The 20881-nt window shown below is 47.4% G+C and carries 16 protein-coding genes; 11 read left to right on the top strand and 5 right to left on the bottom strand.

Going from position 1 to position 20881, the window contains the following annotated elements:
- Positions 1–196: 196 nt before the first annotated feature.
- Together F0220_RS24285 and F0220_RS24280 are read left to right on the top strand one after the other, a co-directional pair.
- Positions 197–421: a helix-turn-helix domain-containing protein gene (locus tag F0220_RS24285; protein ID WP_017692532.1), complete on the top strand. Its 225-nt coding sequence runs from the start codon at positions 197–199 to the stop codon at positions 419–421.
- 319 nt (positions 422–740) lie between these two features.
- Positions 741–1280 carry a DUF4303 domain-containing protein gene (locus tag F0220_RS24280; RefSeq protein WP_105601180.1) on the top strand — a complete coding sequence of 180 codons (540 nt, stop codon included), beginning with the start codon at positions 741–743 and terminating at the stop codon, positions 1278–1280.
- 174 nt (positions 1281–1454) lie between these two features.
- Here F0220_RS24280 and F0220_RS24275 read toward each other — a convergent pair whose 3' ends face one another.
- Positions 1455–1799, bottom strand: a complete 345-nt coding sequence (locus F0220_RS24275; RefSeq protein ID WP_091020914.1) for a hypothetical protein — start codon at positions 1797–1799, stop codon at positions 1455–1457.
- Between the two features lie 226 nt (positions 1800–2025).
- Here F0220_RS24275 and F0220_RS24270 point away from each other — a divergent pair, with 226 nt between their 5' ends.
- From F0220_RS24270 to F0220_RS24255, 4 genes are all read left to right on the top strand, one after another.
- On the top strand, positions 2026–2889 hold the full coding sequence (locus tag F0220_RS24270; protein ID WP_091020915.1) for a MurR/RpiR family transcriptional regulator: 864 nt from the start codon (positions 2026–2028) through the stop codon (positions 2887–2889).
- Between the two features lie 9 nt (positions 2890–2898).
- Positions 2899–3627 carry a glucosamine-6-phosphate deaminase gene (nagB, locus tag F0220_RS24265; RefSeq protein ID WP_091020929.1) on the top strand — a complete coding sequence of 243 codons (729 nt, stop codon included), beginning with the start codon at positions 2899–2901 and terminating at the stop codon, positions 3625–3627.
- Positions 3624–4844 carry an N-acetylglucosamine-6-phosphate deacetylase gene (nagA, locus tag F0220_RS24260; RefSeq protein WP_149846778.1) on the top strand — a complete coding sequence of 407 codons (1221 nt, stop codon included), beginning with the start codon at positions 3624–3626 and terminating at the stop codon, positions 4842–4844. Before nagB ends, nagA begins: the two co-directional genes overlap by 4 nt.
- A gap of 163 nt (positions 4845–5007) precedes the next feature.
- Positions 5008–5379 carry a hypothetical protein gene (locus F0220_RS24255; RefSeq protein WP_091020917.1) on the top strand — a complete coding sequence of 124 codons (372 nt, stop codon included), beginning with the start codon at positions 5008–5010 and terminating at the stop codon, positions 5377–5379.
- Positions 5380–6179: 800 nt separating this feature from the next.
- On the opposite strand, the gene F0220_RS24250 is transcribed toward F0220_RS24255, so the two are convergent.
- From F0220_RS24250 to F0220_RS24240, 4 genes are all read right to left on the bottom strand, one after another.
- Complete coding sequence (locus F0220_RS24250; RefSeq protein WP_105601176.1) at positions 6180–7766, bottom strand: oleate hydratase; 1587 nt, start codon at positions 7764–7766, stop codon at positions 6180–6182.
- A 156-nt stretch (positions 7767–7922) separates the two neighbouring features.
- On the bottom strand, positions 7923–8657 hold the full coding sequence (locus F0220_RS24245) for a TetR/AcrR family transcriptional regulator (protein WP_223199768.1): 735 nt from the start codon (positions 8655–8657) through the stop codon (positions 7923–7925).
- 490 nt (positions 8658–9147) lie between these two features.
- The gene (locus F0220_RS32615) at positions 9148–9438 is read right to left on the bottom strand and encodes a hypothetical protein (RefSeq protein WP_188310495.1); all 291 of its coding nucleotides are present in this window, start codon (positions 9436–9438) and stop codon (positions 9148–9150) included.
- Between the two features lie 185 nt (positions 9439–9623).
- Positions 9624–10979, bottom strand: coding sequence for a dipeptidase (locus F0220_RS24240; RefSeq protein ID WP_105601174.1), 1356 nt, complete (start codon positions 10977–10979; stop codon positions 9624–9626).
- Between the two features lie 314 nt (positions 10980–11293).
- On the opposite strand from F0220_RS24240, the gene F0220_RS24235 reads away from it, so the two are divergent.
- From F0220_RS24235 to F0220_RS24215, 5 genes are all read left to right on the top strand, one after another.
- The gene (locus F0220_RS24235; protein WP_181155548.1) at positions 11294–13600 is read left to right on the top strand and encodes an AraC family transcriptional regulator; all 2307 of its coding nucleotides are present in this window, start codon (positions 11294–11296) and stop codon (positions 13598–13600) included.
- 331 nt (positions 13601–13931) lie between these two features.
- Positions 13932–14861, top strand: coding sequence for an ABC transporter permease (locus F0220_RS24230; protein WP_026081491.1), 930 nt, complete (start codon positions 13932–13934; stop codon positions 14859–14861).
- Positions 14862–14873: 12 nt separating this feature from the next.
- Positions 14874–15761, top strand: coding sequence for a carbohydrate ABC transporter permease (locus F0220_RS24225; RefSeq protein ID WP_105601169.1), 888 nt, complete (start codon positions 14874–14876; stop codon positions 15759–15761).
- Positions 15762–15779: 18 nt separating this feature from the next.
- Positions 15780–17285 carry an extracellular solute-binding protein gene (locus tag F0220_RS24220; protein ID WP_105601168.1) on the top strand — a complete coding sequence of 502 codons (1506 nt, stop codon included), beginning with the start codon at positions 15780–15782 and terminating at the stop codon, positions 17283–17285.
- 237 nt (positions 17286–17522) lie between these two features.
- Positions 17523–20876: a glycosyl hydrolase gene (locus F0220_RS24215; protein ID WP_149846777.1), complete on the top strand. Its 3354-nt coding sequence runs from the start codon at positions 17523–17525 to the stop codon at positions 20874–20876.
- The last annotated feature ends 5 nt before the right edge of the window (positions 20877–20881 follow it).

Here is a 20881-nt window from a genome sequence, read left to right as displayed (position 1 = left end):
GCTGCAGAGGCATGTTTGTTTTACATGATCGAATACATAGACAATTGCATACGTTCTCTTTGGACAATGAATCACATGTTTACTGCCCATTTTTCTTATAAAACTGAACCAACGCCCTTGACCTGACATAAGATGAGTTGACTGTATCCCCTTAACCTTGTTACACCAACACAACCCGAGCAAGGAGGGGTGAACATTGAAGGGTATCGATCATAAAAGCAAATTTTTGTTGACCCACCGTGAACGCGAAGTATTCGAATTACTGGTTCAAGACAAAACAACGCGTGACATCGCAGGGCAGTTATTCATCAGCGAGAAAACGGTGCGTAACCATATTTCGAATGTGATGCAGAAACTCAATGTTAAGGGTCGTTCGCAGGCAGTTGTCGAGCTGATTAAGCTTGGAGAACTGAAGATCTAGTTGCGAATTACAGTTAGGATTAAGTAGCAGCATGAAAGCCTTTCTCTATTCTTTGTCATGAAGAATGGGGCAAGGCTTTTCTGCTGCTAAGGACCATGAAATGAAGGAGTCGATACTAAATTGAGGGAAGATCCGAAACGTAGCATCGCTTGTTTTCATTATTTTAGTAGATCATAATGATTACATATATGAAGATAAGGCAGTAGAATTGAAACAATGGTTTGAACGATAACAATGATCAGAAGGTTATTCTGTCAGCGAAGTGGCAAGTGTAACTACTCGGTATTCAACTTATATAAAACATGAAAGGATGAGCTGAGTGGACCACTTTTTAAGTGCATTTGAAAATCAATTTCGAGCGGGTTTTCTACCCGATCTGGAACAAACGCTGGCTAAGATAGAGCACGAGAAAGTATATGCTTGTGCATTTGGAACGGACAGTGATTGGGTAACGCTGTTTATGGCAGTGAATACCGAGGAATCCCTGGCTAGGCACATTTCGAGTATGAAAGAGCAAGGGTTGTGTGATAGTGAGGAGGACGAGATCTATTACAGATGGGGCTGCTCCGAATATCAGTATGGCGAGGATACGCACTTTAACCATATCAGCCGATTGTTGTATGCAACAGAGGAGGTCCAGAAGTATAAGGATGAGATCATTCGAATCATCGCCAAAGTTGTCAATGAGACAACGGATGACGTTTTTACTCGATATGGACAAACGAAAGCAGACATTACGTTCTTTGTTTCTCTCACAGATGACGATCTGGCGGAGGAGATTGAGAATCAATCGGTTCATCAAATGACTGTACCCGGCTTAGTCAGCACGTTCTTAAAACGATATGATGACATGAATTAGAACGAGTTAACTTGAGTTGAAATTTCTTCGAATTGAACTGAATCAAAATGAATTGAATTGTTGTACCGCGAAAGTCGTTTCTATTCTTTCATCCAAAGAAGAGAAGAGGCTTTTTTGTTTTAGCGTGAAAAAATGAAACAAGCGAATTCATATCAATTTATCACGTATTGATTCCTATTCATTATTCATTTGAATGAACGTCCTCCATTTTTTCTTCGAAAATGGCTGATAAAAGAGCTGCTCCAGTTCCTCAAACTGTACTTCGTTCAGATGAAGATGGAGTGCTCTTTTCGCAATTTTTGCGGCAGGCTGGGAAGCGGATTTCCTTCCTCCGGCTTTTCGTTTGATCGGAATATGAAATTGCAGCAGATCTTCAAGGTGATTCCAACCTTCCCAACTCAATCGACCTCCGCGTTTCCAGTCGATGGCATAGAGGGCATAATAGGCGTGTCCTTCTGTTGGTTTGGTAGCAATAATCCAGATGGAAGGAATAAGTTTTTTTCGTTGTCTTCGATTCATTGAATGGCTCCTTTTTTAATACGATCATATCTCGATTCTCAATATAAAGGATACTTACTATGTGTATCAAGCAGGTGAGTTTCTATACACGTTCAGTATCATTGCGAAAGTCGTGAGAAATTGCTCTTGATTTGCAGGATCGTCTTGATTAAAATGAAGTTATAAAAATGATTTTCTTATTTATTTTAAAATATATAAAAATAATTTTCATGAAAGTGGGGGCCTTATGGCAGCCATATTACGTGCGTTGCAACAAGAACTGAATAATCTTCCGTCTCAGGAGCGACGTATTGCGGAAGTCATTATGCAATCTCCATCGGATATTCCCGGCTGGACGATTAGTCATCTGGCTGAGCAGAGTGGAACAAGTGCGGCGACGGTGACCCGCTTTTGCAAGTCGTTTCATTTCAAAGGGTTTCCCGATTTCAAAATGAAGCTTGCCGCAGAATTGTCCCACGCGTCAGAGGAAACGGCGTATCAGGATATTGTCGCGGGCAATTCACTATCCAAAATTGTTGAAGCTATCGAAGCTAACCACCTCGCATCGATTGCAGACACCACCCGCTTACTGGATTTGGGCAGATTGGAGCATGCAGTGCAATTATTGTGCCAGGCTCGCCGCATCGATCTGTACGGTGTGGCTACCTCATCAATTGTTACACAGGATTTCTATCAGAAACTGGTGCGAATCGGCAAAAGCTGTACTGCTTTCTCAGATTCCCACATGCAGATTACATCCGCATCTTCGCTCGCTGAGGGAGATGTGGCAATGGCCGTATCCTATTCAGGCGAAACACCCGAGACCATTGATGCGCTGCATTGTGCCAAACAAGCCGGAGCTTCCACGATTTCACTGACTTCCTATGGAAGTAATACACTCGCAACGGTATCGGATATCCCCCTGTTCACCTCTTCTCTGGAAGAAGGCATGAGGCGTGGAGATATGGCTTCCCGTATTGCACTGCTGCATGTGGTCGATATTTTGTTCACAGGCATGGTAAGTGCCGACTTCGACCGTTTTATCCCCAGACTGGAACAATCCTATCACAATGTACAATCTTATCGAGTCCAACACAACGGAGGTGCCTGACAGATGAAGATGAATATCCGCATTTTTGAAAATGAAGAAGATTTAAACGCCACGGGTGCTGGCGTCATTGCCAGTTTGTTGCAGACCAAACCACGGGCTGTATTGGGGCTCGCAACAGGAAGTTCGCCTGTAGGCATATATAAACAGCTTATCACGTTGTACCAGAAGGGACTGGTCAGTTTCTCGCAGGCTTCTTCATTCAATCTGGATGAGTATGTAGGACTTCCAACAGAACATCGTGAAAGTTACCGCAGTTTTATGAATGAACAATTATTCCATCATATTGATATGGATCTCGCCAGAACGCAAGTGCCTGATGGTCAGGCTGCAGATCTGGAACAGGAATGTAATTCCTATGAACAACGGTTGGACGATCGTGGACCGGTAGACCTTCAACTGCTGGGCATCGGACATAATGGTCATATTGGCTTCAATGAACCGGGAACGGAGCTGACTGGGCGGACACATGTCGTGGATCTGAAAGACGAGACGCGAAAGGCAAACGCACGCTTCTTTGACAGCATCGATGAGGTTCCGGCTCAGGCGATTACGATGGGTGTTGGTACCATTTTGAAAGCCAAACAGATTCTGCTCATAGCCCGTGGCGAGGAAAAAGCCGAGATTATTCGCGAAGCTTTTATGGGCCCAATCACAACGGCCTGTCCTGCATCGCTATTGCAATGTCATCCAAATGTGGTGGTATTGCTGGACCGTGCAGCAGGGAGGCTGGTGAGATGAGCGGAGAGAATAGCCATGAGCCTGGGAGTCGGCGTGATGAAAGTATTTCTCTTCTTCGGGGCAGGCTGCTCCTTGCAGATGAGATATTGGAAGACGGTGTATTAGCTTGGAGGAATGGAAAAATCCTTTATGCTGGGGTACCAGAAGGTCTTCCTGAACGGATTCGGAGCGAGGCTCTGCCACTGTCAGTACCAGAACGTGGTCTCATTGTGCCTGGATTCATTGATATCCATGTGCATGGTGGGAACGGAGAAGACTTTATGGATTCAAGCCCGGAGGTGTTGGACAAGATCACTTCTTTCCATAGTACGCAGGGTACAACAGCGATGCTTGCGACTTCCATGAGCGCTCCGAAAGAGCGACTGGACAGCGTACTTGCTGAAGTGGACCGCTACCGTTCAGGCGAAATGCCATATGCACAGCTAGAGGGTGTACACCTAGAAGGTCCGTTTTTTAGTCCGAAATGGCCTGGTGCGCAAAATCCGGAACACATCATTCTGCCTGATGTAACTTGGCTCGAAGCATGGGAGAAGCAATATCCTGGCCTGATCCGTCAAGTTACGTTGGCACCGGAACGTCAAGGCGCACTGGAAGTCATCTCGTGGCTGCGAGAACAGCGGATTACAGCGGCACTCGGCCACACGGATGCGACCTATGAAGAGGTCGAACGGGCAGTGGAAGCCGGACTTCATCATGCGGTGCATACGTTCAATGCCATGACACCACTGCATCATCGGCTACCCGGTGCTGCCGGAGCCGTGCTAAGTGATCCGCGCATCAGTGCTGAGTTGATTGCCGATGGTATTCACGTGCACCCTGCGGCGATTTCCATCCTCGCTCAATTGAAGCAACATAGTGATCAACTCGTGTTGATCACAGATGCCATGTCTGCTGCGGGATTGGATGACGGGGAATACAAGATCGGCGACCTGCCCGTCATCGTGAAGCATGGTGAGGCCAGACTGAAGGACGGCGGCGCACTGGCCGGAAGCACACTGACAATGATTCGCGGTTTCCGTTACCTGGTACAGGAAGTGGGCTTGAGTCTGAACGCTGCATCACGTGCAGCAAGTCTGACCCCGGCACGCCTGCTCGGCATTGATCACCGTACAGGTTCCCTGGTTCAAGGAAAACAGGCAGATATCGTTTTGCTAAATGCGGAGCTGGATATTGAGGGTGTGTGGGTGAAGGGCAGACGGGTCGGCGAGTCATATTAAATTTAGAAAAATAGTATCATGTTAATAACTTTTATTTGTGATCATCGGTCTTCGGAGTTAAAACTTGGCTTTTATCTGTGTAGAGGCAACACCTTGCACAATATGTTAAAATAGATCTCAAAAAGACGGGATCTGCGGATCACGCATAACGGAGGCGTGAAACATGGAACGTAACGCTATGCTCGAACATGATCCGTTCATCACAGTGTTGGCGGAGAAGTTGCACATACACGGATATTATGCCTTTTATGGCGAGCATTACAATGAGACCGATATGGAGCTGTACCGCAGGCATCTGTTCACATCATTCAGCAACATCGTATGGGTAGAGCTGGATGCACGCAAAAAGTATATGATTGTCGATCATCGTGGACGAAACACAGTCATGAAACTGATCGAGGGTATGCTGAACACACGTAGAACACTGCGGGCGAATCAGGCCATGGCGGGGACTGATACGTCTGGCGTCCAGCAGGAGATTTCACATTTATCCAAGCTTGTGCACATGCTGAAGTTCACAACATTCCGGACATAAGCGAAGTGTGATATGTAGGCTGTAATAAGCGGCGTGAGTAGGAAGAGTATAATATGTGGCTCTCATAAGCGATGAGTGACGACGAAAAAATGAAAATAAACACCAAGAACAACCACAAGAGTATACATGAGTAACTAGGGAGAGTTATAAGTTAAGTTTCAAGAAAGAATGGACTAGGATATCGACAATAACATATCACTGCGATTCCATTCTCATAAGTATTTTTCTATGTAGGTCGCGTAGCGCTAACGAATCTGTGAAGCCTTATTCCAATGATTTTGCAGTCATAGAAAATGTAACGAATCTCAGACACGCTATTTAATGCAATTTAGCGATATTTCGGTACTTAAACATGTCTACAGCGCAAATAAGATGTCTACGATTCGTTAGATTTTCAAACCTGCGAAATTTCGAGTAATAAGGCTTGTGAGGTTCTTTAGACGACAGTTGGCAATCCGATGAAGGCTATGTGTCGGGCTTAGATAGTAAACGATTAAACGAAAGAGAGTCCTGTCATCGCTGACGGAACTCTCTCTATTTTTTATACAACGACTCCTCAGTTCAGCAACAACCATACTCACTCATTGACTCGTTCAACGGGGATGCAAGCTTCTGAAACTAACGCATGTAGTAACTCATAACATACTAACTTGGCACATCAATACAATTAAGATAACTAAGCTTCCTAAAGAGCACAAAGTTACTCACCGAATCCTACAGATATCTCCAAAGATCTATTCCCATCCACCGATCAATCCAACCATTCCTTCATACTATATCCGAATCCACTATATAAGCAATTATCTAAACGAAGTCACAAAACTGCTGAACAGCGTCCGAACATCATACTGATACTGGTTGATCGGCTCAATCGGACGGTTCTCTCCGAGAAGAGTGTAGACGGCGATCCGTGCTGCCCGGACCGAATATTCTTCCGTGAATACCACGTCATCGGGAATCTCGCAGAATTGGCTAATAAAGGCCAGGTTGGTGGAGCCTTCAGGCACAACTTTCGGTCTGTCACTGTTCAGTCTAGGCATGAATTGGGCAGTGATGTAGGGCATCATGCAAGGAATACAGTTGGCGGTAGCCATGATCGCCTCTTGATGTTCCTGGAAATGAAGATGGCCGATCAGCTCCTGCATGATCTCTTCCCCGGTACAATCACACATTCTTTTTTTCACGTAGTCGCCCACGTTATCCGGGGATAATCCGTATCCCCAGAATACGTTGACATGCTCCGGCTGACCGCGGAAGTGCGGTTGAAAGGCTAGAACGACAGACATGAACCAGCTAGAATCCTTGAACGTAACCAGAGCACCGGTACCTGCCCGGTTGCGTGTGAATTTCTCCATCAAGTCAAAGAAAACCGAATCCTGGAAGGTAACCGTAAACGATTCCCATTTGGACTCATGCACATGATCATTAAATGAAGAAGGATTACCCAGCGTCGGTTTCTTGGCGGCAATGTTCTCCCACAGCTTCCATGAGCTGCCCTTGCCGTTCAGTTTCGGTGCAGAAGTCATGGAGCCGAGGTCGGCTCCTTCGGTCATCGAACCGTTTGTAACAATGACCAGATCGCCTTCGTTAATGTCAATGACCTCCTCGACACCGTCGCGTCGCACATGCATCCGACTTACCGTAATGCCGTCACCGTCTTTGAAATCCAGATCGGTAACCGTACATTTCAGCGTGAAATCTACGCCAAACGGCTCCAGGTAGTTATGCAATGGCAGGATTATCGAGTCATATTGGTTGAACGGTGTGCGGGTGACACCTTCCAGCGTTTGAATTCTTGGGAATTCGTGAAAAAAGCGAAGCATGTATCTTTTGAATTCCACGGCGCTATGCCAAGGCTGGAAAGCGAAGGTGGTCGCCCACATATACCAGAAGTTTGTTTTGAAAAAGTGAGGGCCAAACCAGTCGTTGATTCGCAATTTCCCCAGCGTGTCTTCAGGAGTAATAATCAGCTTGCCCATTGCCAGACGATCGGCCATATCAAACCCCATGGAGAGCACATCTTCGACCTTGCCGTCACGGTTGATGAGCCGCGCATTGGAATGTGTGGGATTGGCATCGTCAAATTCAGTAATCTCCTGTCGCACAGATATGCCCGGACGGTCGATGGAAGGGATGGAAGCCAGCAACTCCCAGAGATTCTCATAGGCCTCGTCATTGAGCATCCGTCCACCACGGATGATATACCCTTGATCGGGATTACCAGCGCCGTCATTGCTACCACCGAGAATCGGCATTTCTTCGATAATGTGAATGTGTTCTCCAGGAAAGCTACAATCCCTGACCAGATAAGCTGCACCCGCCAAAGATGCAATGCCGCCGCCTACAAAATAGACCTGTTTATTACCATGTTCTTTCTTCACGATCATTCGCCTCCAAAAGTTACTGTAATCACATCCCTAATGTAAACCTTGCAGGTTCCGTAAGGTATGATCAAAAGAACGGGAGTGTCTAATTTTTGGTCACTTTTGGAAAAGTGTCTTAAAACCTAGGCTTAGACCACATGCGAAAAAAGCCGCGTATCCTTAAGTGGATGGCAGCTTATTCTCATACCTGTGCAGTGCCCTCAGGACATTGCCTTCGATCAGCTCACTGAGCTTTTCAATAATCTGTTTTGGCGGTTCTTGCATGTTGCCCCTCATCCATTGAATGATCAGCCCAGTGAAAGCCAAGGTATAGAAGTTGGCGACAAACTCTTTGTCTTCACCACGGACTTTAATCCCGCAGGCCAGTTCATCAATAACACCCATGATCAGATCATGGGTTACTTCATAGAGGTATGAATCCAAGTGGGTACGCCCGAGCGAGTTGAGTGTGTTGCAGCAGAACGTTTTGTTGTTCTCGATGTAGCAAAAGATTTTATAGAATCCGTCCGTCCATGTGCTGTAGCTTCGGTACTCCATAAGACTCTCCACCGCTTCAGTCTGATAGATCCACCCAAGCAGCGCATAAATATCCTGAAAATGATAATAAAAGGTTTGCCGGTTCACGCCGCAATGATCCACCAGATGTTTGACCGTAATCTTGTTCAGTGGAGTATGCTCCATCAGTGATTTAAGCGAGTGAGCCAGCGCATGTTTGGTTAGGTGAGAAGCAGACACAACATTCACCTCATCATTTTGGATTAGCTTGCCGGGGCATAACAGGAGGTAAACACCTGTTGGCAGAATTCCTGTAGCGAAGTCAATTAACATAACCAGGCCAAAACGTAAGAACCCCAAAAGATCCTCCCACCAGATATCCCCCTGAGCTATCAACATCTTCGTTAAACCATCCGCAACATGACTTCAGCAGGGGATATTCTAGATATCAACCGTTACAAACCAACATCCCTAAAGGCCGCTTGTGCTTTCTCTATTACAACCTTCAGAAGTTAGGCCTCATCAAAATCATTCACCATAAAGAATCAAAAGTAAAAGTAAAAGTAAAAGCTGAAAACTAGTGAGGGGATACCGAATCCATCTAAAAAAGCTGATAAACCGGCGCGTATGTTCTCTCTAATACACTGAACCATTAAAACCTGGCCCCCGTCTATAAAATCAATCATAGGAAGAACGATAACGAAGTTATCGAGAAAAAAGAAAAACTGTTCAGTAGCCCATCATTTTGTGAATCACTAACCTTCAAAGTTAAACCCATACCTTTAAAGAAGCCATAATAAAGCAAGTTGTACGCAATGATCGATACAAAATAAATTCAAAGAAACGGCCTATAAGTCACCATATTGTTATCACCAATACACTGAACCATTTAAATTAAGTCTCCATCGTCTCCATTCATAAAAAGTAGCCATTGAAAAAAACTACATCTTCGCCAAAGCCCCAAAGCCCCAAAGCCCCAAAGCCCCAAAGCCCCAAAGCCCCAAAGCCCCAAAGCCCCAAAGCCCGAAAGTAGCAAAGCAACAAAAACACAAGAAAACAAATAAAAAAACGAAATCAAATCAAAAAAGAACGACCCGAAGGCCGTTCTTTTTTTCTCCCTATTACCTAACCCATATAAAAAGTTAGGATCAATCCTAAAATCAATCTGCGAGAGCTGCAACGTAGTGGAGGGGACGAAATCGATTCTGAAGAAGCGGAGCGTTCGCCTTTATCCCCGGATTTCTCCCTTTAGAAAGGGAATCAAGGAAATCCAGGGATAACAGCGATCTAAAGAACGATTCGGCACCGGAACGTCCACTCAGCACCTTGCCCCAGCACTTATTTTAGAACGATGAGCCCCAACTATTATAAACTCTTCAAAAACTGAACAATCGTCAACAACCCTTTATCAAAGTTCTCCAGGTTGAAGTGCTCGTTCGGAGCATGCAGATTCTCATCCGGCAAGCCAAAGCCCATCATGACAGCAGGGATTTCGAGTACACGTGAGAGCTTCTCAACAATCGGAATGGAGCCGCCATCTTTGGTAAAGAGGGCACGAACGCCATACACGTGCTCATACGCATCTGCTGCTTTTTGCAGAATTGGATTGGAAGGATCAGTGTTGAAAGCAAAAGCTTTTTCGATCTGTTTCACATGCAGCGTTGCACCCGGTTGAACGTGAGCGCGCAGATGTGCTTCGATACGATCCAATACATGTTGTGGATCTTGGTCCGCCACGAGGCGGCAGGTGATTTTGGCATGAGCTTCCTTCGGAATAACCGTTTTGCTGCCTTCACCTTGGAAACCGCCCCATACACCGTTCAGTTCCAATGTTGGACGAGCGCCAACACGTTCCACGAACGAGTAACCTTCTTCGCCGTACAATTGTTCCAGTCCGAGGTCTTGACGAAGCTGTTCTTCATTGAAGCCCTGTTTCACAAATTCTTCTCTCATCTCAGGAGACAGTGGCAGAACTCCATCGTAGAAACCATCTACACTTACACGGCCTTGCTCATCATGCAACGAAGCGAGCAGGGATACGAGTGCGTGCAGTGCGTTCGGTACACCACCACCAAATGAACCGGAGTGCAAGTCGGTATTGGCTGTGTTCAGATCCACGTGAAGCGAGCATAGGCCACGCAGGCCAGTGGAGATCGCAGGTTTTCCTTTTTCAAGCAGGGATGTATCCGAGATCAGTACCATGTCTGCACGCAGCTTGTCCGTATTGTCATTCAGATAGATGGGCAGGTTCGGGCTGGAGATTTCCTCTTCGCCTTCGATGCAGAACTTAACGTTAACCGGCAGTTCTTTGTTTTCGGCGAGAATGGCTTCTACTGCCTTGATATGTAGGAAAATCTGTCCTTTGTCATCCGTTGCACCACGAGCATACAGCTTGCCATCACGAACGGTAGGTTCGAAAGGAGGTGTCTCCCACAGGTTAAGCGGATCAACAGGTTGTACATCATAGTGTCCATAGATCAGAGCCGTCGGTTTGCCGGGTGCATGCAGGTGATCTGCATAGACAATCGGATGTCCAGCCGTTTGAATGACCTCTACGTTCTCCATACCTGCACGTGTGAGCGCATCTGCTGCCCATTGTGCTGCACGATTAACATCCTCTTTATGCGCTGAAATGGCGGAAATACTCGGAATGGACAACCATTCATTCAGTTCTGCCAGGTGTTTTTCTCTATTTTGTTCAAAATAAGTCTGTTCTTTCATTAAAAAGGCCTCCTTCATGTTTGCTTTATCTCATTGTAATCCATTTTGTCATGTTAATAAAACATTGGTTAAAAAAATGATCGGTTACAGATCGTTTCATTCACCTGAAGATTGTGCGTATAATACAAGAAAAGGATTTCATCCATATATTCTCAGGGGAGTTGAGGAAATTTCCATGACAGTCAGACCCGATGCAAGCAGGCAGGTGAGCAGCGATGGAACCGACTAGGAGCGATCGAATATTTGGCAGATTCAAGTGTTTATCCGATTTGAAGGCAGGAAGGCATAAAGGACGATTTTATCGAAACAGCCTGATGCTTATTTTACTCATTGCCAGCATTCCCGGACTAATCACAGGTATCGTCATGTATCAACAGGTTGTTGGCCGGATGGAAACCGAGTTCAATCAGATGCATCAGAACCAGATCGAGAACCGGGCACGCAATGTGGACGACCAGCTGGCTTATCTGGAGATGAACTTATCCCATTGGGCTTTTGAACCGAGGTTTGGCAATGCACTACGTACACTGGATTTTGTGTATTATTTCAATGAAACGCAGGAGATTGTGACTACCTTATACGTATTACAAGGTTCCCATCCGCTGATCAAGTCAGCTCAGCTGTATTTGCAGGAGCCGAAGCCAATCTTGTTTAATCGGGATTATACCGAATTGAACGATGAAGCCAAAGTACAAGCATATGATCGATACCTTTCCATGGGGAACCACGTGTACTGGACAGACTGGGTTTCCAGCCTCAACAGAGATACCGAACCTTCGACCAACGACAGTCTACTGCATATGGATGCAGGTAATGCACTGGTTCTTGTACATAAGATTCCGGGGGAGAGCATGAATCCGTTTGGTGCACTGATTATTACGTTGGATAACGAGAAAGTCGCCAGTTTATTGAAAACGCTTACTCCATATGATGAAGGTTTAACGTTCCTTATGGATCAGGAAGGCAACACACTGGTTACCGGGAATCCGGGAACGGCGGGGGAGACTTCTGCTTTTGAACAGCAGCTAAAAAAAGAAGTGGCCCTGCATGCCGATAGCCGTTCATTCCTGTTCCGATATGAGGATCAGACCTATTCTGTCTCGTATGGCTCGTTGAGTCGGATTGATTCGGACTGGACGTACGTCTCCGCAGCACCTTTGACCTCAGTCACTTCGCCCGTCAAGCTGGTATCCAAGATCATCGTCATTGCGAGTGCAGGCAGTCTCATCCTGGGATTGTTGTTATCCTGGTTTGCTTCCCGCCGCATCTATTCGCCTGTAGCACGGATGCTGCACCTGCTTACGCCTGGTAGAAACGAAACTACACCAACGGATGAGAAGCTGGACGAGTTTGAGCTGCTGGAGCAACAGTGGAACGAACTGACCTCCCGCAGTGTAACGGCACATCGCCAGTTGCAGGAGCAACTTCCTCATCTGCGCGACAGCTTTGTCTTACAACTTGTGCAGGGACATCTATATGCCTATAACGAGCAGGATCTCCAGCAGCGCATGCGTCATCTCGGATTTGAGCTGGAGGGCCAGCAGTATTTGCTGGTGCAGATGTATTTTACGGGGTACGAGCAGCTGCAAGGCAGATTTGGAAGCCAGGACACGGGATTAGTTACCTTTGCAGCAGTGAATATTACTCAAGAAGTGGCGAAAAATTATTTCAGGCAGATCAGTGTCATGAACTTTCATGACCTGTCTTCCGCCATGCTTGTGATTGCTCCTCAGGACGAACCTGTGAAGTCACAAGCGATGTTATGGGGACAGGAGCTAGTGGAGGTCATTGGACGAACACTCAAAATGAAGGTGACCTTGATGGTCAGCCGCCCGGCAGCTTCACTTCAGGAATTGCCTGGACGATTCGTGGAGATGGAACAGGCCGTGGCATATCGCAGTGTGGAGGAAGGAAGTCAGATCCTCGATCTGGAGGATGAGGCGTGTTTCCGCAGAAACGAAGCAGCTTCCTATCCGCTTGGACTGGAACGTGAGTTGCTACAGGCGATTAGGCTGGGCAAGCAGGACGAAGCTGAACGTGTGCTGGAACAATTCATGAGTGAGATTACGCGGACGGGGAGTACCGAATTTCAGGTGCAGCAGATGATGCTGCAATTACTCGGCAGTATTCAGCACATGATGTTGCAAACGGGGGTCACACCTTATAAGCTGTTTGGTGGTTGCAACATGTATGAACGTTTATCAGGTATTCGTGAACCTGTACAAATGAGACAGTGGATGATAAATGAGGTATTCATACCTTATATACAAGAGGTTGAGGTACGATCGCAGGAACCGCTGAAACTGGTGGTGGAACGAACGATGTTGTACATCGATACACATTACCGCAGCGACATTTCGCTGGAAAACTGTGCTGACGCGGAGCAGATGACACCCTATGCACTGAGCAAGGCATTCAAACAGGTATCGGGCATCAATTTTATTGATTATCTGACACGTGTGAGAATGGAGGCGGCGAAGCAATTGTTACGGGAGACAACGATGAAAATCAATGATGTTGCGGCGGCTGTGGGATATCAGCACAGTTATTTTAATCGGATTTTCAAGAAACAGGAGGGAGTTACGCCGAGTCAATATCGCGATCAATGGTTTGGACAATAACCGTTTATCGTCTGTCATTTCTGACCGGCATCCGGCTTTAGCGGATGTCGTTTTTTTGTTTTTTCACCCTGATACAAAGAAGGATAAACCCGCAAAAATGTGCAATTCTACCTGCTACGTTATGTTCAGTTTCTTATGAAAATGGCGTTATAGCGGGCTTTCCGACCATCATGCCGTAGCCATGCAAAAAATGAAGGTTGCTGGAAAAAGATCGGCTGTATAGTCTGAGTATCAGGTTAATTGATAACGCTTACATCGTTGAGGGAGGGGAGACATGATGAACGGGAAGACGGACTGGAATACCAACGGCGCTGCAACTGCTCAAGCGGATATGGCCACAAGGCCATTAAAACAGGAGTCCAATTGGAAAAGGCAGATTAAACGAAACAAATGGTTATATGTACTTGTGCTTCCCGGCTTTTTGTACTTTGTCATCTTTAAATACTTGCCCATGTGGGGGATCATCATTGCCTTTCAGGACTACCAGCCTTTCCTTGGCATTCGGGAGAGCAACTGGGTGGGGCTGGAGAACTTTACGAACTTTTTCTCCAACCCGGACTTCTTCCGACTATTACGCAATACGCTGGTTCTTGCGCTGTATGATCTTATCTTCTTTTTCCCGGCACCGATCATTATAGCTTTATTATTAAATGAAATTCGGGTCGCTTTCTTCAAAAGAACGATTCAAACGCTGGTCTATGTACCCCATTTTGTATCCATGGTGATTATCGCCAGTATCACGTATGTGTTTCTGACCCCGCAGGGCGGGGTGTTATACGACCTGATCGCCTGGATTACAGGCAAGCCTATTGATGTACTCTCCAGTCCGGGTTCGTTCCGTCCGCTGATTATTGTTCAGATGATGTGGAAGGAGATGGGTTGGGGCACAATCATTTTCTTGGCAGCCCTCGCAGGTGTCGATACGGAACAATATGAAGCCTCCATTGTGGATGGCGCCGGACGATTACGACGGATGTGGCATATCACGCTTCCAGCCATTCGTACGACCATAGTCATTTTGCTTATTCTCAGACTGGGGAACTTCCTCGATACCGGATTTGAGCAGATCTATCTGATGACCAACTCCCTCAACCGGGATGTAGCGGACGTATTTGATACGTATGTGTACACGGTAGGGATTACGCAAGGTGCATTCAGTTACAGTACTGCTGTTGGACTATTCAAGTCTGTGGTGGGGATTATCCTGGTGCTTGGCAGTAATAAACTTGCGAAAAAATTCGGCCATCCCGGAATTTATTAAGGAGGAGCGCCCATGAACAGCCGTCTATACAACAGCCCTGCCGGCAAGGTATTTGATATCTTCAATTACGTCATGCTGGGGATTCTGGGCATATTAACTGTCCTTCCGTTCCTGTATATTATAGGGAATTCTTTCGCAACGGAAGCCGAGATTACCGAACGCAGTTTTTTCCTCATTCCGAAGGTGTTTTCCCTCAGCGCGTATGAGTATATCTTTTCATCGTCCACGATCTTTCGCAGCATTGGTGTTTCCATTTTCATCACGGTGGCAGGTACACTGGTCAATCTGTTTTTCACACTAACGATGGCTTATCCACTATCCAGAAGTGACTTTTGGGGTCGCAACGTCATGATGAACATGGTGATCTTCTCGATGTTATTTGGCGGTGGCATGATTCCAACGTATCTCGTCATTCGTGGACTGGGACTGCTTGATTCCTACTGGGCCCTTATGCTTCCTGGCGCGATCAGCGCTTTTAACTTAATAGTTGTCAAAAACTTTTTTCAGCAAATGCCGCCCGGGCTGGAGGAAGCGGCCCGCATCGATGGCTGTTCGGATCTCGGGGTGCTGTGGCGAATCGTACTGCCTTTATCGAAGCCAGTCATTGCCACGTTTGCCTTGTTTTACGCCGTGGGACATTGGAACAACTTTTTCTCGGCACTGCTGTACATCTCCGACAGTGACAAATGGCCACTGCAAGTCATGCTGAGACAGATCGTGTTACTCTCGCAAGCCAGTGTCGGAGATATGGCAAACATGGACCCCAATTTTGTTCAGCCACCAGAGCAGTCGATCAAAATGGCGGTGATCGTTGTAGGTACCATTCCGATTTTGCTGGTGTATCCGTTTTTGCAGAAGCATTTTGCCAAAGGTGTCATGTTAGGTTCAATCAAAGGCTAAAGCCAAGGGGGAGAACGTATGGGACAAAAAAACGGATTCAAAAAAGGGGCACTGCTACTCTCTGCGTCACTGGTACTTAGTACAATTCTGGGCGCATGCTCCACGGACAAAGCAGATTCAGGAACCGCTACGAGTGGCACCGATCAGCTCACGATTATGCTACCGAACTTTGAAGCGGAGAATCCGCCGGACAACAGCCCGGTCATACAGAAGCTTGAAGAACTGACCAAGGTGGACGTGAACTTGCAGTGGGTGCCAAGCAGCTCGTATGAAGACAAATTCAACATTACACTGGCCTCGGGAAAGCTGCCTCAGATTATGGTGGTGTTAGGGAAGTCTCCAAGTTTCATTAATGCGGCACGAACCGGAGCGTTCTGGGAACTGGGTCCTTATCTGAAGGACTATCCGAACCTGAGCCAAATGAATGAAATCATCACCAATAATGCCTCTATCGATGGCAAAACGTATGGGATTTATCGGGCTCGCCCTCTGGGACGTAATGGGGTGACTATCCGTAAGGACTGGCTGGCGAATCTGGGGCTGGAAGATCCAAAGACGATTGATGAATTTTACAATGTATTGAAAGCGTTCACGAAGGATGACCCGGACGGTAACGGAAAGGATGATACGTACGGTCTGGTAGCCAGCAAATTCACGGGCCCGTGGGATAACATGCAGGTATGGTTCGGTGCTCCTAACAAATGGGGAGATGATGGCAGCGGAGGTCTGATTCCGGCGCATGAGACACCAGAATACATGGAAGCACTGAAATTTTTCCGTCAGATCTACAGCGAGGGTCTGGTGAACAAGGACTTTGCCGTGATGGATGCAACGAAACTGCCTGACCCATTTGTGAATGGGCAAGCGGGTGTCATGGTCGATGTGGCAGATAATGCCCAGCGCATGGACCAGAAAATACTTGATAAAGATCCGAATGCGACAGGACGGGTGGATGTGCTGCAAGCCATGGAAGGTCCGAAGGGGCTGCGGGATATGCCAACGTCCGGATATTCCGGAATGATTGCCATCTCCAAAGGCAGTGTCAAAACCGAAGAGGAACTGAAGAAGGTGCTAAGCTTTCTGGATCAACTCAATGAGCCAGAATTGCAGGCGCTGCTTGGGAATGGACTGGAAGGCAAGCAGTATGAGAAAAAAGAAAACTATATCATTCCATCCACTGACAAGCTTGCTCTCCGCGATCTGCAGGGCTTGAATCAGATTTTGATGTTTGTTCCCGAGGACAAAACGCTTCGCGTACAACAGACACCTGTCCGTGAAAAGGTTGCACAGGTGCAGAAGGCCAACGAAGAGATTGTCATCGCCAATCCTGGTGAACCGCTGATCTCTGATGTTTATGCTCAGAAAGGACCGCAGCTGGACAATATCATTAACGATGCACGGATCAAATATATCGTAGGTCAGATTGATGAGAAAGGATTCGAAGATGCTGTTACCCTGTGGAAGAACAACGGCGGAGACGATTATGTGAAAGAAGTCAATGAACTGTACGCTGCACTGAAGTAGTCTTATAAGAAAAAGCCCGGCAGCCGTGCTTTCAGGGTAACGGGGACAGTCGGGCTTTTTTTATCGCTGTAATGGCTCGATCCGTGAACAAAAAAATCATCCAACCTTCTGGAAATTATGACTTCCTGAATATGGTTTTTGATGTATAATCAAAGCGAAACAAACCTATTTGAACTTAAATGAACGTTATTAGTAAAGTTTAACGACCACTCTTGAACATGCAGGGAGGAAGGCAACATGTGGAACGGGGATGCATTTGAAAATCCCGAGGCGCAGTACCGGGTTCATCCCTTTTGGTTCTGGAACGGGGATATGGAAGAAGAGCAGATTAAGCGGCAGGTGGCTGAGATGGCCGCGCAAGGTGTAGGCGGATTCTTCATCTGTCCGCGTCAGGGACTACAGATTCCCTATCTCTCTGAAGCATGGTTCGATAAGGTGCGGGTTGCAGTGCAGGCAGCTGCCGACCATGGCATGCAGGTATGGTTATATGACGAATATCCATATCCAAGCGGGATGGCTGGCGGGGAAGTGACCCTTGATTTCCCTGAAGCGAAGCAGCGACAGCTCATACATCACCAGCTGGTGGTTCAGGGCGGAGAAGCTGTGGAACTGGAGTTGCCATGGGGACGAGTCTTGGTTGCCAAGGCGATTCCCAAGGATGCACAGGGCAAACGGTTGTGGCATGAATCCATTGATTTGCGCAGCAAAATCGGCAATATCCAGACGGACCAGGTGTATCAGGAGACAGGACTCACATCGTATAACCGCAAGCGGTTCTTCACCTACCAAACAGCGTTCCGCTTGTTGTGGGATGTTCCCCCGGGTGATTGGGAGTTGATTATATTTCAAGAAATGGAGATCGACGATTTCAAATATTACGGCAACTTTGTTGATCCTTGTCACAAGGAAGCGATGAGCCGTTTTATTGAACTGACACATGAGCGTTATAAGTCAGCGGTTGGAAATCAATTTGAAAGCGTAATCAAAGGCATGTTCTCGGATGAGATTGCACCGCTGGGTCGTATCCCCTGGTCACCACAGCTTCCCCGTTATTTCAGCGAGCGTTGTGGTTATAGTCTGATCGATTCGCTACCGGCGCTGTTATATGGTGATGTTCCGGACGCGCATCGGATTCGGTATGACTATTACCAGTCACTGCACCTGCTTCTCAGGGAGTCCTATCACAAACAGGTGCATGACTGGTGTGAGGAAGCAGGAATCCATTATGCGGCTGAGGTGCCTGGAGTACGGATGACCACCCAGTTGTTCAGCCATATGCCAGGTGGTGATTCGGCCCATGAGAAAATTGGACGATCCTTATCGTGGATTCTGGAACGATATGGCCAAAAGATGCGTGACAATCCCAAGATGGTCAGTTCGCTTTCCCGGCAATTGGGCCGAAGCCGCAATCTGATTGAATGTTTTCACAGTGTAGGCTGGTCCATGACGCTACAGGATGCCAAGTGGATGATTGATCGCATGGCCGCCATGGGCACCAATTTTTATAACTTTCACGCCTTTTTCTATACGATTGGTGGGCTTGCGAAGCATGACGCACCGCCATCTCAATTTTTACAGAATCCCTACTGGAAGCATTTCCGGCAGTTGGGGGATTATACCGGACGTTTGAGCTATCTCATGAGCACCGGAGCAGCAGATATTCGTATTGCCGTCCTTGACCCAACGACGACATTCTGGAGTCTGATGGGTAATCCGCTGCATGGATTTGAGTATAGCGGCGAGGACGAATTAGAACGCGCGCAACTGGAGCGCCTGACGAAGGACTGGATGCGGATTACTACCCATCTGCTCGAAAACAGACGTGACTATGATCACCTTGATCCCGAGTTGTTGGCGGAAGCTGACTTAACGGATGGCATCATTCAGCTCGGCGTTGCCCGTTATGACGTACTGATTCTGCCACCGATGCTGAATCTGGAGGCCGCGGCCTGGGAACAGGTGAAGCGATTCGTTCATCAGGGAGGGACCGTCATTTCTGTTGGGATGCCTCCACATATTGCGATTCAGCCGGGAAGTCCGGAGGGAGATGAAGCTACCCAGTTCTTTGGTGCGGGCGAGCAGCCGCAAGAGGTGTACTGGGGCCGTGGAGGGGACACGGGTCACGATAACCGTGAAACCATGTGGCATCAAGGTGAGGGGAATGCTTATTTTCTACCCGCAGGAACGGGGCAGGGAGATGACTTTTCGCTGGAGCTGATCTCTCTCCTGCTCGATCAGGTGTTGCCCGAACCCATCTGCTGGATTATGGAGGAGGAGAGCGCCTCCCTGTTGATGCACACCCGTCAATTGTCGCCTGGAGAGCACATGGTTTTTTTGACCAATCAGGAGGGTCAGGACCTGAAGGGTCAATTGAAGCTGGTCGCCAGACAGCTGTGGGATGGAACGGAGCAGACAGAGGGTGCTTGTCTGGTGGCAGAACGACTTGATCTGGAGACAGGACAGCTTCAGACATTACCGTATACGAGCAGTGGCGGGGAATGTTGTATTTCACTTACGCTGGCGCCTTATGAAGCACATGCTGTTCGTCTTACTTTACAACCTGCGAAGGAAGAGGCATTAACAACGAAGGTGGATGTAACAGACAAAACCGGTTCGGGGTTCGTAACGGCTGTATCGGCAGGAGCTAATCAGGCCCGTAAGATCATGGTCCCTTCGGAAGGGCCATGGCGACTGGAAACGGTGCAGCCTAACATTTTGCGAATGGGACAATTCCATCTTCAGGCTTCCAATGCTAATGGTGTGATTCTGGAAAGCCAGCATGTAGCTGTAAAACCGTTTATTGATCAGACGGCAGAATTATCGGAGCAGCAGCATCTGCCAGTCCAGTTTAATCAGGTGTTTGGCACACCGAAAAAGGCATCCGTCGCTTACCCGATCGAGTGCCGTTATACGACCACATTTGAGCTGAGAACGGCATTGCCTGCATGCCTTTTATTCATGGACAGAGCGGCGGTCTCGGGCACTTGGTCGATGGAGATTAATGGGCATCTGCTTGAAAAGGAACAATTCGATCCAATTGAAATAACCGACCACAATAATATCGCTTGTGATATTACAGAGCTGCTGCACAGCGGTCTTAACGAAATGACGGTGATTGTGCAGGTAACGAAAGATGAGGATGGCATCGTGGATCCCCTGTATCTACAGGGAAGATTCGGCGTGGAGTTCCATCATGAAGGCATGGCTTCGCTTGTACGGGAGTCGGACACGGCCCTTCGTATCGGACCTGAACCGCAGCCGCTGTATCCCTATTTTGCCGGGGAAATGAGTTATAAACGCACGTTCTGGCTGGATGAGCCAGGGGAAGATATTACCTCGTTTGAACTGGAATTTAGCGATTGGCGTGTGCAGGATGTGGTAGAAGTGCGGGTGAACGGACATAGTCTGGGTGTGAGATGCTGGTCTCCGTATCGCTGGAAGGGAGAGGCCTCCTCGTTGCGTCCGGGAGACAACGACATTGAAGTGCGGATTACCAACACATTGATCGGTCTGCTGGAAGGTACGTATTTTGATTCGGAACATCATCGATTACAGGATGCAGGTCATTTACCTGTTGAAGAATTAGGATAAAGGAG

This window comes from Paenibacillus sp. 37 (assembly GCF_008386395.1).
Classification (GTDB): Bacteria; Bacillota; Bacilli; order Paenibacillales; family Paenibacillaceae; genus Paenibacillus; species Paenibacillus amylolyticus_B.
This window is presented reverse-complemented; position numbering and strand designations above follow the sequence as displayed.

Bases quoted from the DNA above. Each gene is read 5' to 3' on its own strand.
- F0220_RS24275 (WP_091020914.1), bottom strand. From the start codon at position 1,799: ATGAATCGAAGACAACGAAAAAAACTTATTCCTTCCATCTGGATTATT.
- F0220_RS24270 (WP_091020915.1), top strand. From the start codon at position 2,026: ATGGCAGCCATATTACGTGCGTTGCAACAAGAACTGAATAATCTTCCG.
- nagB (WP_091020929.1), top strand. From the start codon at position 2,899: ATGAATATCCGCATTTTTGAAAATGAAGAAGATTTAAACGCCACGGGT.
- nagA (WP_149846778.1), top strand. From the start codon at position 3,624: ATGAGCGGAGAGAATAGCCATGAGCCTGGGAGTCGGCGTGATGAAAGT.
- F0220_RS24255 (WP_091020917.1), top strand. From the start codon at position 5,008: ATGGAACGTAACGCTATGCTCGAACATGATCCGTTCATCACAGTGTTG.
- F0220_RS24250 (WP_105601176.1), bottom strand. From the start codon at position 7,766: ATGATCGTGAAGAAAGAACATGGTAATAAACAGGTCTATTTTGTAGGC.
- F0220_RS24245 (WP_223199768.1), bottom strand. From the start codon at position 8,657: ATGTTGATAGCTCAGGGGGATATCTGGTGGGAGGATCTTTTGGGGTTC.
- F0220_RS24240 (WP_105601174.1), bottom strand. From the start codon at position 10,979: ATGAAAGAACAGACTTATTTTGAACAAAATAGAGAAAAACACCTGGCA.
- F0220_RS24235 (WP_181155548.1), top strand. From the start codon at position 11,294: ATGCTTATTTTACTCATTGCCAGCATTCCCGGACTAATCACAGGTATC.
- F0220_RS24230 (WP_026081491.1), top strand. From the start codon at position 13,932: ATGGCCACAAGGCCATTAAAACAGGAGTCCAATTGGAAAAGGCAGATT.
- F0220_RS24225 (WP_105601169.1), top strand. From the start codon at position 14,874: ATGAACAGCCGTCTATACAACAGCCCTGCCGGCAAGGTATTTGATATC.
- F0220_RS24220 (WP_105601168.1), top strand. From the start codon at position 15,780: ATGGGACAAAAAAACGGATTCAAAAAAGGGGCACTGCTACTCTCTGCG.
- F0220_RS24215 (WP_149846777.1), top strand. From the start codon at position 17,523: ATGTGGAACGGGGATGCATTTGAAAATCCCGAGGCGCAGTACCGGGTT.